Here is a 14881-nt window from a genome sequence, read left to right as displayed (position 1 = left end):
CAAAAAAGATGTTGGTTGATAAAATGCTGCACTATATTCAGGCCACTACTGTAAGGGGTGGTACAACAACTCCCTGCTTTACAACAGCATGCCTTGCTATAATGGCTCCGGGCCCTATTACAGCCCCTTTTTCAATAACAGCACCACCGCCTATATATGCATTGGCAGACACGTGTACGAAGTCACCAATAACAGCGTCATGATCAATCACAGCACCGGCATTAATAATCACGTGATTCCCGATCCGGCTGTTTGCCTGTACTACAGCATTGGCAAGCACCACGCTCCCTTCTCCTATAGCAGCGTTCGTCGCCACATAAGAAGTACTGTGCAATAACCCGGTAAATGAATGGGCTACTTTTTCTGCCAATATTTCCCTGACATTGTTATTCCCAATACCCAATATCAATGGTAATTCAGGAAAAAGCAACGGATCGTAGGAGCGGATAATCGTATTGTTGCGGCTACCATGATGTGCAGCATCATCCGAGAACATTACAGGCACCTCAGCGCCGGTAAGCATTCCAAGATCTGCCAGCACGTTAGCATGACCTCCCGCACCGTAAATAAGAAATGATGTGGACATTATGCAGCTAGTTTAGGTTTTAATCCCGGTTTTAAAATTACATATATCAGCACCAGCGGTACACCAACAATCGCTATATTCATCAGCAAATTATTTTGACTACTGATGATGAATACATCGATCACCGCCTGCACCACTGCATACAATGAAGCCACCAGTAAGTGCGGCATCTTTCTTTCATTGGCCAGTAGCTGGTAAAAATGTAACCGGTGTGCTTTAAAAATATTCTGTTTGAGTGTTAAGCGATGGATAATGGTCAGGACCGTATCTACCCCATAAACCGACAGTAAAAGCAGGTATTTCCATTCGCCTGTAAATAAAATGAGTTTCAACAGCAACGTAATAATCCAGAAGGCAATCGTTACACTACCCACATCTCCTGCAAAACAAGCCGCTTTCTTCCTGAAATTAAAAAACAGGAAAACAGCACATGCCAGCATAGGCAGCCAGATCATATCTTCATTGATGAAATGAATATGCTGTATGTTTACAAACTGCAGCGCTCCCAGGGTCACCAGGCTGTATAAACCAGTGATGCCGTTAATACCATCCATAAAATTGTAGGCATTAATGATACCTATGACCAGTATGTACAAAGCGATGATAGTATAAACAGGAAAATTCCCGAATACCGCCAAATAGAAAAACATCAGCGACACTGCTGTTATATGAAACAGTATCCTTACTTTATTCGGTAAAGAATAAATATCATCCAGGAAACTAATGACACCAATAATAATCACACCTGCGGCAGGAATACCAAATCCATGAAAATCAAGGATCAGCGCCATCAGGGCTGCCATTACAAAAACAATACCCCCTCCTCTGATAGTAATACTGGTATGAGAGCTGCGCTCATTGGGCTTATCAATAATATTGTAATGAGCAGCCAACTTGAAATAAACTTTGATCAGCAAAAAAAATGCTGCTACCAATGCCAGATACATCATACTATAAATCTTATTTTCTCCGTAACAACTGATGGTTTCCAGTTAAGCAAATTCCTCGCTTTAACATCGCTGAAGGTCAGTGTTGTCGTAATTTTTTTAAGCTTGCTGCTGTTCACCGGAAATTTATCTCCCAGCAAATCCCCCAACAACGCCAGTAGTTTTGCCACCGGAAAAGGGATGCGCAACGGATCCTTTTTACCCATACCGCGGGCGATACAGTGTTCCAGCTCCCGAAAACTGGGATGATCCCCATCTGTTAAATTATACGTTCCGCCTATTTCCGCCACAGCAGGAAGAATAGCAGCAATATCTTTCGCCCATACAATACTTTTCTTTGCATTTGCCTTACCAATGCTCAGGTACTTTCCACTCCTGATACCCCGGATCATCGCTTTAAGATTTCCGGGAGGATTGTTACCCGCTATTAACGGCAAACGTAAAATACTCAGTTTTATCTGGTGCTTCGCACACCACTCTTCGAGGTATTGCTCTGCCATGATCTTACTTTCTGCATATGGTGTATCGCCGGCCAATGGATGATCTTCGGCAATCAAAACGCCTTCCTCCTTTCCATACACGGCCACTGTGCTGATAAAAACGAATGCTTCCGGAAGCGCCGCCGCCTTCTCCAGCGACTGGCACAAATTGACAGTTCCCTGAAAATTCACTTTATAAAAATCTTCTTTCTCCGCCGCATTTCCCGGTATGCTATGCGCTTTTCCTGCACAATGAATAACGTATTTAACAGCAGGCAGATTGATGACCATACCGCTGCCCAGATCGGCCGCGATATGCCTCCCGCCGGAAACCGGCGACTGCCTCCCCAGCGTAATAAAGTGGTACCTGCCGTCGAGAGTGCCAATAATTTCTCCTCCCAAAAAGCCTGAAGCACCGGTTAACAATATATCAATTTTCACTTGTTGTCATTTTTAGATATTTATCCAGGATAATCTCCCTGGTATATTTTGTTTCCGCCAGAGACCTCGCCCTTTCGCCCTTACTTTTAAGCTGTAGGACATCTTCAGGAGACAAGCTGTTAAAGAAATCAAGCAGCATGCGGGTATCCTTCATCGCATAACACCAGCCTACATCGTTCTCATTGATCATTCTGGCAATCTCGCTTTCGTCATCACCAATAAAGAGGATCGGCTTTCCCGCTGCCAGGATATTGTAAGATTTTGATGGCACACCAAGGCCGGCCATCCCCTCCTGCAGCGAAACAATGCCTACATCTCCGGCATTTAAAAACTCGCGCTGCTGACTACGGGAAAAAGAATCCAGCATGGATACGTTACGCAGATGATTAACAGCTACAAATTGCTTCATTTCTTCCTTCACAGCGCCTTCTCCGATAAACATAAAATGCACCAATGGATTCCGGATCTGTTTAATAACGTTACATAACTCCATCAGTCCCTGTACACGACCCAGATTTCCGGCAAATTGAAAAATGATTTTTTCTGTGATCCCCAGCTGCTGCACAATCCTGTTTTCATCTTTCCCTGTCGGGAAAATGCTTTTTGTATCGGCCCAATTCTCTACTACGTATATGGCAGGCTTCCTTTTATATCCTTTTAGCTTCTTTTCAAAAATTTCTTTCATATCTCTTCCCAACACAAACAGTACCGCCATTTTACTATACGCCTTGTTAAAAATCCATTTCAACAATTTATAGCCAATACTGCTGGTTTTCATTAACCTGGCTGCTACCAGATTTTCCGGGAAAACATCGTGTACAATCGTAAAGCATTTCAGCCCTTTTAACCTGCTGATCAAAGATACCAACAGCACTATTGGTGCAGGATTGGTAACAATCAGTACCCGATCACCCCTGCCTGCCTTTGCCAGCAGTTTAAATGAAAGCTGCACACTTAATAACATCATTCTGAGGGAACGTTGCAATAGCTTATCCTTACTCAACGGCAGGGCTTTTACCCGATGAATTTTCACACTTTCATTTGCAAAAGCATCGTTGGATACGATATTGGATTTTTGGTAAGAAGATGGACCACATATCACATGCACTTCACTGTTTTGCGCAATGTGTGCACTGACTTCCGTCATGATATACGCAGTGGACGTTTCTTCCGGAAAAAATAGCTCGGTTACTACCCATAATTTATTCCCCATAATTATTCATAGTTTTTCCAAACTGTTTTTTTAATATAGTCGGTGTAGGAAATAATTATCCTTACCACTTTATCTGCTACGTTAGGCATGGAGTAGTCAGCTACTTCCCGGAAGTTCCTGGTATCTCTTTCCTGATATTCCAGTTGTTTTAATCCCTGTAAGATCCTTTCCGGGTTCAGCCCTACCATCATCACCGAGGCTTCTTCCATTGCTTCGGGTCTTTCATGCGCTTCCCGGATGTTTAGTGCCGGAAAGTTAAGGATCGACGACTCTTCCGAAATAGTGCCGCTATCTGACAATACTGCTTTCGCCTTCATTTGCAGTGCGATATAGTCACTGAGTCCATATGGCTTCATCAGCTTTACCAGTGGATCAAAGGTCACGCCTTTTGCCTCAATCATTTTACGGGTACGGGGATGTGCGCTCACAATCACCGGCAAACCAAATATGCGGGCAATCTGGTTGAGCGAAGTAACGAGGTTATCAAAGTTCCTGTCAGAGTTAATATTTTCCTCCCGATGTGCAGATACAACAAAATATTCCTGCTCTTTCAACTGTAGTTCATCCAGGATATGCGATTGACGGATCTTTGGCATATAGTGATGCAACACCTCATACATAGGGCTGCCGGTCTTGATGATCCTGTCGGCCGGTAATCCCTCGCGCAGTAAATATTCTCTGGCGATATCTGAATAGGTCAGGTTGATATCACTGATATGATCTACTATTTTCCGGTTGGTTTCTTCCGGCACGCGCTGATCAAAACACCGGTTACCTGCTTCCATATGAAAAATAGGAATCTTTCTTTTTTTGGCTGGAATAGCACATAAACAGCTATTGGTATCTCCCAATACCAGGAAAGCATCCGGCTGCTCCGCTTCCAGCAGCGGGTCAATCTTTATAAGGATCTGACCGATTGTTTCCGTAGCGGTTTTGCCGGCGGCTTCCAGAAAATGATCCGGTTTGCGCAAGCCCAGGTCTTCAAAGAAGATCTGGTTTAACTCATAATCGTAGTTTTGCCCGGTATGCACCAGTACATGCTCTATTGCTTCCGACTCATCCAACTTAGCCAACACCCTTGATAATCTAATTATTTCCGGTCTGGTGCCCACTACTGTCAGCACCTTCAATTTCTTTATAGCTGTACTCATGATTATTATTGTTAAAAAACTTTTTAAACGGTTTCAAAGTAAGTATCAGGATCCTGCGGATCAAAAAACTCATTAATCCAGAATACTGTATATAATTCTTCTTCTCCGATGTTCTTAATATTATGCGTGTACCAAACCGGCATATCTACGTATGATGGCTCGTTTCCGTCCAATTCGAAATTCAATACTTCTTCGGTATTATATTTCCGTAACTGAATCAGTGCCTTACCCTTGATGACCAGGAATCTTTCAATTTTTCGGGTATGGAAATGATTCCCCCTGGTGATACCGGTATGCGTGGTAGAAAAAGATACCTGGCCGCCTACCTGCAACTTTACCATCTCCACAAAAACACCCCTGTCATCCGCGTGCTGCTTTAATTTAAAGGGGAAGTAAGTTTTATGGTCGATATAACTTCTGAAAGTATTAAACAGGTGGATGCTGAATGCATCCGGAAGCGCCGGGATCACTCCTTGCTCCAGATATAGTTCCTTAAAACCTGTCAATTTTGAAAGGATCTCAGACACATACAATTCTGCCGTAGGCTTTACTTCATAATCGCGTTGATGATCGTTGTTACGAATGGCATCAATGATCAGGGTGGCCAGTTCATCTACATGGATCAGCTTTAAAAATCCATCCTGGTCTATTTTAGGCGTTTGACCATGACAAAGCTGGTGGCAGAAAGTAGCGACTACAGAATTATAAAATGGCTTCCCAAAAGGACCAAATACATTCGGGATGATCAATCCCGAAAAATTTGCCTGATGACTAACAGCCCACTTCTCCAGCAGCTCACGTCCACCTTTCTTGGATTTACCATAAAGGTTATCCCTTTCTTCCTGGGTAGAGGAAGAAAAGATGACGTGCGGATGATTCCCCGCTTTGGAGAGTGCTGTTACCAGTTGCTGTACCAGCCCAAGATTGGTATCATGGATCAGCTGCGGATCCGGATCACGGTTCATTGCCGCCAGGTGTACAATTACGTCACATTGTTTCACCCATTCGGTTAGTTGTGCTTCCGAATCAAAATAAGATCTGCTGAAAGGGATGAGCGTAAACTCATCTTTCAGTAAACTTATTCTGTTAAACAGGTAAGATCCTACAAAGCCATTCTGGCCGGTAATTCCTATTCTTTTCATTTTATAATTTATTCCAGTCCAACCATAGTGAAGCATCAAAAGACCAGCGGTCTTCTCCCGATTGTTGTACATCCAGATCTGAATATACCATTAAGATGGAACCTGGCTCCAGTGCTTTTATACCATTGGCATACCCCGGAGGGATGCTTAATACCGCAGGTTCGGCCTCATTCAATATAAGGTATTCTGCCTTCAGATCCTTCGAAGGCTGGCTCCAGTCATCAATTTTCACCCACGCCAGTGCAAATTTCCCTTTAGGAACATAAAAATATTTTTGTTCCACTTTGTGCCCCTGCCATGCGCGTACAACACTTATATCCGGATGTACAATCTGGTAGAAACGTTTTACATCCGGGAAGGTAAACTCATTTACAAATCCCAGTGTTCCCCTTGCATCGGCAAAAGAACCGCCTTTTATTAGTTCTACTGATGCCATTAGTTCTTCAGTTCCTGCTGAACATAGTCCAGTTTGAGTAATAATGCTTTCAGTTCTTCGTCGCTTAATCTGTATGTATTATGGGAGTGGTAATCCTGTGCTTCTGCAATCTTGCTATCGCCTTCAGAAAAATACTTGGCGTAGTTCAGATCACGGTCATCGGCGGCAATACGGTAATAATCACCCAGGTCTTCTGCTTTTCCAAACTCTTCCCGTGTCAGTAATGTTTCGTAGAGTTTTTCCCCATGACGGGTACCGATTACTTTTATTTCATTTTTCGCTTTGAAAATTTCGCAGAGTGCTTCCGCTACCTGCCTGATAGTAGCAGCTGGTGATTTCTGTACAAAGATATCACCCGGATTGGCATTTTCATAGGCAAACAACACCAGTTCCACCGCGTTATCCAACGACATCATAAAGCGTGTCATTTCAGGATCTGTAATGGTGAGTGGTTTACCTGCCTTGATCTGGGAAATAAACAAGGGAATCACCGACCCCCTGCTGGCCATTACGTTACCATAGCGGGTACAGGTGATCAGCGGATTGGTACGTAAGCGGGCTTTGGAAATAGCCACTTTTTCCATCATGGCTTTGGAAATACCCATAGCATTGATGGGATATACGGCCTTATCTGTACCTAAGCAGATGATCTTGCTTACTTTATTTTTTATAGCAGCTTCCAGTACATTTTCTGTACCCAGCACATTGGTTCTTACGGCTTCCATAGGATAAAATTCACAGGAAGGCACCTGTTTCAATGCAGCAGCATGAAATACATAATCCACGCCTTCCATAGCACCATCAATGCTTCTGAAATCACGCACATCTCCCATATAGAACTTTACCTTTTCACTGCGGAGCAGGTTGCGCATATCATCCTGTTTCTTCTCATCGCGGCTGAATATGCGTATTTCCCTGATATCTGTATGTAAAAAACGATTCAGTACTGCGTTACCAAATGATCCGGTACCGCCGGTTATCAATAAAGATTTTCCTTCAAACATGATTAATTCAATTTTAATAAAACGTCAACGATTCTTTCTGCAGTTTTTCCATCCCATAATGGCGGGATGCCACCCTTTTTCCAGTTACCGGAAAAGAGCTTTTCAAAAGCCGGAGGAATGGCAGCAGGACTAATCCCCAGCAGTTCATTTGTACCGATGTCGCAGGTTTCCGGTCTTTCGGTATTAGCCCGCAGCGTCATACATGGGATATGCATGACGGTAGTTTCTTCCGTAATACCACCGGAATCAGTGATTACTGCCCGGGCATATTGAACGAGGTAGTTAAACTCCAGGTATCCTAATGGTTCCACCATATGGAGGTTAGGTGCTTGGATGCCAATATTGGCGAGCATTTTTGCTGTACGTGGATGTACCGGAAATACCAGGGGAAGCCCTTTTGATGAGCTGATAATGCCATCCATCAGTAGTTTAAGGTTTTGTTCCTGGTCCACATTGCCGGGTCGATGCAGGGTCATCACGATGTATCCTCCTTTTTGCAGTCCCAGTTCGTTCCAGATATCAGGTTGTTTGAAATGTGGCTGGTGTTTCAACAAGGTATCAATCATGGTGTTTCCCACCAGGAACAGGCGCTCTTCTGTTACGCCTGATTTCCGCAGGTTTTCGTTGGCGGTTTCTGTGGTCGTAAAAAAATAGTCTGTGATAGCATCCGTGAGCAACCGGTTGATTTCTTCCGGCATAGTCCAGTCTCCGCTACGGATACCCGCTTCCACGTGCGCTACTTTAATATTGTTTAATTTTTTGGCGGCCATGGCACAAGCAATAGAAGACGTAACATCTCCCACTACCAGCACCAGGTCCGGCCTGGTATCCATTAAGATCTTTTCGTATCGTACCATAATGGCCGCTGTTTGCTCCGCCTGCGTACCACCACCTGCTTCCAGGTTGATATCAGGTTCCGGAATACCCAGCTGCTCAAAAAAATCAGCACTCATCTTTTTGTCGTAGTGCTGACCTGTGTGAATGAGCCTGTAACGAATCCCCTCTTCCTTTCTTTGTTTTATAGCTTCAATAATCGGAGCTATTTTCATGAAATTGGGTCTGGCTCCGGCTATAATATCTATCAACATAACTTAGCTTTTATATTGTTTAAAATCCTGTATGATATCTTCTATTTGTTCCGGCTGCAATGCCGACTGAAAACGCCCGATATACTTCTTGAGAGCTTCTTCCGGCATATCCCACCATTGGAGGGCTTCCAGCTGCTGAATTATTTCTTCCGAAAATCTATACTTAATAATCTTCGCAGGCACCCCACCTACAATAGCGTATGGAGGAACATCTTTTGTCACCACAGAGTGGGCGGCTATAATAGCGCCGTTGCCAATCTTTACGCCACCCATTACGGAAGAGTTTAACCCTATCCAAACATCATTTCCAATCGTAACAGGAGCAGGACGGTCATCAAACTTATCTTCCGTAATCCATGAATACCCGGTACCATTATTTACAGAAAAAAATAAGGGCGACGTAGAAATAAAATCTGTTGGATGCGTACCAATACCAATAATGATATTCTTTGAAAACGAACAGTATTTRCCGATCGTTGCACTGTTAATATTGGTGCCATGTCCTATGTAAGAATACTTATCGATGGCACTTTGTCTTATCACTACAGATCTTTGAATGCGACATTTTTCAGAAATCACCGTTGCTTTATCATAAAAGACAAAGAATGACAGGTGACGATTTTTCCACCAGTCTTTGAAATGCTTTACGCTGAAATGATGAAGGATCAGATCAAGCATGCTTCCTCCTTTTTAAAGCATATTCCACTGCGCCCATGATAGAACCAGCCATTTGTTCCGGTGTTCTGTTATTGCGATAGTGTTCCTGTGCATTTTTCCCCATCCGGATTACTTCCTCTTTATTTTCTATGATCCATTGCATTTGCTGCTGGAGTGCTTCTACCCCACCTTCATAGATAATTCCGTTTTTCCCGTTGGTGATATTTAATACTTCTCCACCGGTGATCGCATTTTTCTCTGTTACAAAAATGGTGGCGTATCCCATGCTGGTCAGTACAGACAAACCTGCCTGATTAGGCGAAATACAGGCCAGTGCCCGTGTGTAGAATGTTTTAAGAATTTCGCTGTCGTAGATAGCGCCATGCAGGAAAACTTTATCTTCCAGTCCTTCTTCTTTTACCCATTTTTCAATGGAAGCGCGTTCAGGCCCCTCGCCAATAATATTTAAGACGGGCAGGGCTTCGCGGCTGGTTTTAATTTTGCTGTACGCCTGCAAAAGAATATCAATACCTTTTTCCTTATACAGGGTGCCTACAAAAAGAAAAGTATTTCTTTCCGCTACCAGGCCGTTCACCGGACTTACGTAGGTAGTATTGTTGGCAACAAAAATTTTATCCGCACTAAAACCTGCCTGTACAAATTTGGTTTTAGGATAATCACTATAGAAGATGAGGGACTCAGCTTTTTTACCAAAGAAATTCCTTACAAAGTCCCATTGCTTTTTATCATCAAATTTATTGCTGTAAGAGGCAGATACACCTATTCCCCAGAAAGACATGCTATACTTTCTCCAGGGATTCAACATCAGCGCCATGAGCCGCAACCAACGCAGTTCATAGAGTCCTATCACTGCATCGAACTGTGCGCATAACTTGTGCAGCGATTCTTTATGAATAAAAAAAGGCCCTACCTGTTTACCAGGTGTGAATACCGTTTTATATGGATATTTTTTATCTAAAAACTTGGGATCCGTATAAGCCACGGTTAAGTCGTACTTCTCATTAATAAGCTCAAATATTTTTTCCCGATATGGCCATACTTTGTTATAAACAATCAGTAGTTTCATTACATTCTTTTTAATACAAAAAATTAAGGGTTATCTTTTTAATGCTTTCAGGATCTGATCACTGTATATTATCACCTGGCTATCGTGACGCTGAACAAAGCTCTCCAGGTTGGGAGCTTCCTTTAGCATCTGTGGTTGTTTCTGCTTATAGTAATAAACTTCCCCATCCCAGAAAACTACGCCTGCAGGCCGGTTGCCATTCACTTCTGCACCCATGATCTTTTTAACATAGGCAGAAAATGCATCCATCGGTACCAGTGTCATAAATGACGCACCCTTACCCTGCCAACGAGGCCACACAAAAGGAAGCACAGGCTTATTCAGTTCCTTGCCCAGTTCCAGCGCTATCCGCAGGTTATTCTCTATGTATTTTTCGTTATAACTTCTGCTCACCACTCTTTCTGAATAAATCATGTAAAGCGACGGACAAATAACATCTACATACTTTAACAGGTCTCTCAGCTGATAACACTGGTTCTGCCACTTTTCATTAGCAGTAACTGTTCTGAATGGCAGTCCGTAAATACCCCATTGCACATTCGGCCGTTCCTGTTTTGCAATCATGATGGCTCTTCTAAACTGCGTGGCGATCTTCTGATAATCCTGATTACCGGAATGGTTGTTGGTCAGTATTTCCAGGGCCTCTCCTTCCCAGTCCAATATGCATACGCCAGCTGCACTTTTATCCGGGTATATTTTCCGGATGCTGGTAACGAGTAAATTGCTGTCTACGTTCAGGCTATTCTTCGCTACAATGCTGCTCTGACCAATCATCTTTGCCGTAGCAATATTCTGCTGCCCCTGTATATAGGTATTCGCTTTGTCGCCCAGCCCGCTGATGGCAATGTATAACCGGGGATTGCTGCTGGCAGGTTTTGCTGTTTGCGCCGATGCAGCAGGCAGTATACCTGCAATGCCCAGCAGCAGTATACCTGTAAACACTTTATATGTTTTTATCCAATACATCATCATAATCAGTTTAAAGATTCATCGAAAGGCTTGTTCTTTATTTCAAAAAACAATGCAAGCAGTATCCATAATCCGGGAGTAATAAAGATCCCCCCGGAAGTCATTGACAACAATAAATAGCCAAGCAATATCAATAGCAAGGCAATATGACGGTGTAGCCGGTACCGGCTGGCATAACCTGCTTTAATGAGCACCTCAAAGAGGATCAGCAAAAACAGGATGCCACCAACAGCTCCCAGCGACATCAGTAATTCAAGGAATACGTTATGCGGGTAGATATGGCTATGATCCGTCACATATTTATCTCCGATAAAAGGGTGATTACTAAACTGGTCCCAGGCACTGGCATATTCATAGTCCCGGTCTTCCTTCTCGCCATTGGCTACGTTATCAAAAAAGTGAGTTAACCGATAAAAGAGGAATACATCATCCGAAAATATTTTCGATCCTATACCACTCATCATCAGGCCACCCAACAGCATAAAAATAACCAGGGCTGATTTTAAGACGATGCTCACCGTATTACGGGACATTCTTAACTTAAAATAGAAGAGTATACATACCGATAATAGGAGGGAAAGGAAGGGGCCTCTGGATGCGCCCAGCAATACGTTGGCCACTCCAATGATCACACATATAAAAACTGCTATGCCACCTTTTATGGTTTTCGGTGCATCAAAAAGCAGTTTGCTCAGCGCTAAAACAGCCAGCAACATGCCATAGAAGCTGATCGTAATCGGGTTGATCATGGCTTCGCTGGGATCATCGCCCACAGCACCTCTGGTAGACATCAGCGCCATGGTAATACCATTACTTGTGAAGAAGGATACAAAGATGATAATATTGCTGACAAACGTGAAGATAAATGCCCATTTCAGGAACTGCTTTATGTTGATATATGGCGCTGCCGCTGCCACCGCAATCACCGGCAGAAAACAGTTGGCAAATGCCATGGAATACATAAAGAAAGTACTGTACCTGCCATTACCAAACTCTATTCCACGCAGGCTTACATCTACAAAAAGGCGGCAGGAATAAATGAACCATAACAACAATAAAAGGAAAGTACCTTTCGATACTTTCTTCATTGAAAACGGTACACGTGCAATCACTACCAGCGACGCCAGCGCTATCAACACACGAAAAGCGGCGTTAACAGGCGTTGAATTCACTTTCAGGAACAATGGAACAGCACACTGAATAGGATATCCCAACGCCAGAAACAGCACGATAGCACTCCCAAAAAAATTGGCGATTTTGCTATGGCGGTTATATGCTGCATCCAGCGCCATATGATTCACGGCTATATCTTTATATTCCAACTGTATCATGCTTGCTTATTCACTTTTCGTACCACTTCCAACCAGGAGTCAGCCCATCTTTCTGCGTTAAAACTGTATTTTATGGTGTCAATGGCATTTTTGGCCACCCTTTTTCTTTCTTCGGGGTTATTGACGAGATACTCTATAGCCCCCATAATATTTTCGGCAAACGGCATTGTCAGCATGCCGTTGTAGTTGTTCAATAAAATATTATTGATCCCGCCTATATTGCAGGCTACCACCGCGCATCCTGCACCCATTGCTTCCAGCAGCGAAAAAGAAGTACCTTCTGACGCTAATGTTGGCACCACCGCAATATGGAAATTGCCATGAAACCTCAGGGAGTCATTAAAGTCGTATTTGGTAATATGCACATTGGAGCAGTTTTTAAACCGTTCGGCCAATAGTGGTTCCAGTTCTCCTTCTCCTGCAAATGTGAAGCTCAGATTTGAGTATCTCTTATTCAGGTTCTCCACAATATCCGCCATCACCGCGATACCTCTGATCTTGGTAAAACGCCTGGCGATGAGTATCTTAATGGTTTCCCCACCGGCTCCGCCAAAATTGATATTAGGTGTTTGGCTCACACTCGCAAAATTAGGAATCACAAAAATCTTCTCTTCTCCTTCCCTCGCAGAAAACGTGCGGTACCAGGATAAATAATTGTAATCCACACAAACTTTATACTCTGATTTGGTAAAGTAACTGTAGGCTTTGAAAGACTGCATTAATTTGGTCACCACATTCAGTTGCATTTGCGCCATCAGCTTACGCATGCCTGTATTCAATTCCAGTGAGTCGAAATATATGCCATGTTGGATACTGATGGTTTTATAAGGCGCAATTTTTACAGACAGGGTATCAGCTCCCCATATCACCAGGTCATTCAGCGGATCAATCTGTGATACATGGCGATCAAACAACAGCTTCATCTGGCGTTTCGACAGGTTATAACCTACCAGGTTAACGTCGTTATCAATTTTCCTGTTAAAATCTTTATTTCCAAACTGTATAATGGATACATCGAGTCCCTCGCCTGCCAGCACGGCAGCCAGCGACAGCAAATAGGTTTGAACGCCTCCTACTGTTACATGTCCTCCGTCAAAATCATACACACGGGGGTAAAATATATGTACTTTAAACTTACTCATAATCTAAAATTTACGTTCTACAGTTCCTGAATGGCTTGTCTGAATAAAGAAAACATCTTATCTCCCCGGGCGATCTCTCTGTCAAGATCTGTTTGGAAAAGACTGATCCTGTTTGCATAGTCAGCGCGGATCTGTTCCACATAATTTACCAGCTGGTTAACATCAAACGGGTATTTCCAGCAGTCGAACGATTTAAAATTATCACTGACGATTTTCAGTTTCTGCTCCACTTCAATGCACACTGCAGGCTTGTTGAGCAGCGCCGCAAAAATGGCTCCATGGAACCTCGCAGTAACGAACATATCAATACCTGCCAGTTCCTGGATGAATGCTTTGAAGGTATATCTTCTGGCATCCCATATCATGGCTTCGATATTTTCCCGCTTAATAATATCCAGCCATTCAGGATCGCGTTCTTCTGAAAAAAGAATATATTTTACTTCGTATCCCTTTTGCTGCCAGATGCGGGTGGCTTCCAGTAACTTACCGTAATAGGCATGCCCTTCATCGGTATGTTTCCAGTCGCGCACGATGATACCAATCACACGCGGGTCTGCAGCTGGTTTTGTTTTTGTAAAATAGTTATTGACAAAAGAGGAATTAAAACACAAGTCGCTACCCAGGAACAAACCTTTGGATTCCCACGATTTACACATATCATAACTCACCACATCGCGAACCAGTGCCTGATCCAGCTGACGGAAAGTTTGCATCGCTACCCTTTCTTCTACAGAATCTTTTACAAACGGACCTACCCCAATACCGATAGCCACTGTTTTGGCGGCTTTGATGCCGCTTACTTTCTTAAACCCTCTTAAACGTGGTAGAACAACGGATTTGAGGGTTTTATAGTCAAAGAAATATTTCAATTTCTTCAGCGTCATTTTAGGTAAATACTTGACCTGCGTGTTAGGGAAAGAGAAAAACTGGGTACCTCCTCCGTAAACGAGCATATCTACATCCAGCTTACTAAAAAGATCTTCGGAAGAAATAATTCTTGCTGCAGGAAGTAACTCGCTAAAGTAATCTGCTTTGGTGCAATAGAAGCCAAATTCATCTTCACGCAGAATATCTTTTATGTGATCATACATTGTAATCATCAATGCATCATCTCCAAAGTTATTCAGTCCGTATCCCCCTCTTACCAATACTTTCATGTTATCTGGTTATTATATGGTTTTTCATATGGTTATCAAATGTCTTCCCTG

Annotated in this window: 14 protein-coding genes and 1 pseudogene; all 15 read right to left on the bottom strand. The window is 43.1% G+C overall.

Translation table 11 applies throughout. The annotated features are described in order from the left end of the window. Positions 1-37 precede the first annotated feature (37 nt). The 15 genes and pseudogenes from AC1DP6_RS25970 to AC1DP6_RS25900 all read right to left on the bottom strand — a co-directional run bounded on the left by AC1DP6_RS25970 (position 38) and on the right by AC1DP6_RS25900 (position 14830). The gene (locus AC1DP6_RS25970) at positions 38-586 is read right to left on the bottom strand and encodes a PglD-related sugar-binding protein (RefSeq protein WP_477057450.1); all 549 of its coding nucleotides are present in this window, start codon (positions 584-586) and stop codon (positions 38-40) included. Beyond that, positions 586-1536 carry an MraY family glycosyltransferase gene (locus tag AC1DP6_RS25965; protein WP_477057449.1) on the bottom strand — a complete coding sequence of 317 codons (951 nt, stop codon included), beginning with the start codon at positions 1534-1536 and terminating at the stop codon, positions 586-588. Before AC1DP6_RS25965 ends, AC1DP6_RS25970 begins: the two co-directional genes overlap by 1 nt. After that, positions 1533-2453, bottom strand: coding sequence for an NAD-dependent epimerase/dehydratase family protein (locus AC1DP6_RS25960; protein WP_477057448.1), 921 nt, complete (start codon positions 2451-2453; stop codon positions 1533-1535). Before AC1DP6_RS25960 ends, AC1DP6_RS25965 begins: the two co-directional genes overlap by 4 nt. After that, positions 2443-3666: a glycosyltransferase family 4 protein gene (locus AC1DP6_RS25955; protein WP_477057447.1), complete on the bottom strand. Its 1224-nt coding sequence runs from the start codon at positions 3664-3666 to the stop codon at positions 2443-2445. Before AC1DP6_RS25955 ends, AC1DP6_RS25960 begins: the two co-directional genes overlap by 11 nt. A 2-nt stretch (positions 3667-3668) precedes the next feature. Then, positions 3669-4817 (bottom strand): non-hydrolyzing UDP-N-acetylglucosamine 2-epimerase, encoded by a 1149-nt coding sequence (gene wecB / locus AC1DP6_RS25950; RefSeq protein ID WP_477057446.1) that lies wholly within the window; start codon positions 4815-4817, stop codon positions 3669-3671. 23 nt (positions 4818-4840) lie between these two features. Then, positions 4841-5959, bottom strand: a complete 1119-nt coding sequence (locus tag AC1DP6_RS25945; protein WP_477057445.1) for a polysaccharide biosynthesis C-terminal domain-containing protein — start codon at positions 5957-5959, stop codon at positions 4841-4843. Between the two features lies 1 nt (position 5960). After that, positions 5961-6395 (bottom strand): cupin domain-containing protein, encoded by a 435-nt coding sequence (locus tag AC1DP6_RS25940; RefSeq protein WP_477024127.1) that lies wholly within the window; start codon positions 6393-6395, stop codon positions 5961-5963. Beyond that, complete coding sequence (locus tag AC1DP6_RS25935; protein ID WP_477024128.1) at positions 6395-7399, bottom strand: polysaccharide biosynthesis protein; 1005 nt, start codon at positions 7397-7399, stop codon at positions 6395-6397. The genes AC1DP6_RS25940 and AC1DP6_RS25935 overlap by 1 nt, the downstream gene beginning before the upstream one ends. A 2-nt stretch (positions 7400-7401) precedes the next feature. Beyond that, a complete protein-coding gene (wecB, locus tag AC1DP6_RS25930; protein WP_477057444.1) occupies positions 7402-8487 on the bottom strand; it encodes a non-hydrolyzing UDP-N-acetylglucosamine 2-epimerase in 1086 nt (361 codons plus the stop codon). Positions 8488-8592: 105 nt separating this feature from the next. Next, positions 8593-8805 (bottom strand): annotated as a pseudogene (locus tag AC1DP6_RS25925) (CatB-related O-acetyltransferase); the annotation flags it as partial. A 352-nt stretch (positions 8806-9157) separates the two neighbouring features. Next, positions 9158-10231 (bottom strand): glycosyltransferase family 4 protein, encoded by a 1074-nt coding sequence (locus tag AC1DP6_RS25920; RefSeq protein ID WP_477057443.1) that lies wholly within the window; start codon positions 10229-10231, stop codon positions 9158-9160. Between the two features lie 30 nt (positions 10232-10261). After that, positions 10262-11173, bottom strand: a complete 912-nt coding sequence (locus tag AC1DP6_RS25915) for a hypothetical protein (RefSeq protein WP_477057442.1) — start codon at positions 11171-11173, stop codon at positions 10262-10264. A gap of 32 nt (positions 11174-11205) precedes the next feature. Continuing rightward, positions 11206-12531, bottom strand: a complete 1326-nt coding sequence (locus AC1DP6_RS25910) for an O-antigen ligase family protein (protein WP_477057441.1) — start codon at positions 12529-12531, stop codon at positions 11206-11208. After that, the gene (locus AC1DP6_RS25905) at positions 12528-13673 is read right to left on the bottom strand and encodes a glycosyltransferase family 4 protein (RefSeq protein WP_477057440.1); all 1146 of its coding nucleotides are present in this window, start codon (positions 13671-13673) and stop codon (positions 12528-12530) included. The genes AC1DP6_RS25910 and AC1DP6_RS25905 overlap by 4 nt, the downstream gene beginning before the upstream one ends. Positions 13674-13690: 17 nt before the next feature. Further along, a complete protein-coding gene (locus AC1DP6_RS25900; RefSeq protein WP_477057439.1) occupies positions 13691-14830 on the bottom strand; it encodes a polysaccharide pyruvyl transferase family protein in 1140 nt (379 codons plus the stop codon). Positions 14831-14881 lie beyond the last annotated feature (51 nt).

The organism is Chitinophaga sp. 01L420 (assembly GCF_056399985.1).
This window is presented reverse-complemented; position numbering and strand designations above follow the sequence as displayed.

Coding starts and splice junctions, on each gene's coding strand:
- AC1DP6_RS25970 (WP_477057450.1), bottom strand. CDS start 586: ATGTCCACATCATTTCTTATTTACGGTGCGGGAGGTCATGCTAACGTG.
- AC1DP6_RS25965 (WP_477057449.1), bottom strand. CDS start 1,536: ATGATGTATCTGGCATTGGTAGCAGCATTTTTTTTGCTGATCAAAGTT.
- AC1DP6_RS25955 (WP_477057447.1), bottom strand. CDS start 3,666: ATGGGGAATAAATTATGGGTAGTAACCGAGCTATTTTTTCCGGAAGAA.
- wecB (WP_477057446.1), bottom strand. CDS start 4,817: ATGAGTACAGCTATAAAGAAATTGAAGGTGCTGACAGTAGTGGGCACC.
- AC1DP6_RS25945 (WP_477057445.1), bottom strand. CDS start 5,959: ATGAAAAGAATAGGAATTACCGGCCAGAATGGCTTTGTAGGATCTTAC.
- AC1DP6_RS25940 (WP_477024127.1), bottom strand. CDS start 6,395: ATGGCATCAGTAGAACTAATAAAAGGCGGTTCTTTTGCCGATGCAAGG.
- AC1DP6_RS25935 (WP_477024128.1), bottom strand. CDS start 7,399: ATGTTTGAAGGAAAATCTTTATTGATAACCGGCGGTACCGGATCATTT.
- wecB (WP_477057444.1), bottom strand. CDS start 8,487: ATGTTGATAGATATTATAGCCGGAGCCAGACCCAATTTCATGAAAATA.
- AC1DP6_RS25920 (WP_477057443.1), bottom strand. CDS start 10,231: ATGAAACTACTGATTGTTTATAACAAAGTATGGCCATATCGGGAAAAA.
- AC1DP6_RS25910 (WP_477057441.1), bottom strand. CDS start 12,531: ATGATACAGTTGGAATATAAAGATATAGCCGTGAATCATATGGCGCTG.
- AC1DP6_RS25905 (WP_477057440.1), bottom strand. CDS start 13,673: ATGAGTAAGTTTAAAGTACATATATTTTACCCCCGTGTGTATGATTTT.
- AC1DP6_RS25900 (WP_477057439.1), bottom strand. CDS start 14,830: ATGAAAGTATTGGTAAGAGGGGGATACGGACTGAATAACTTTGGAGAT.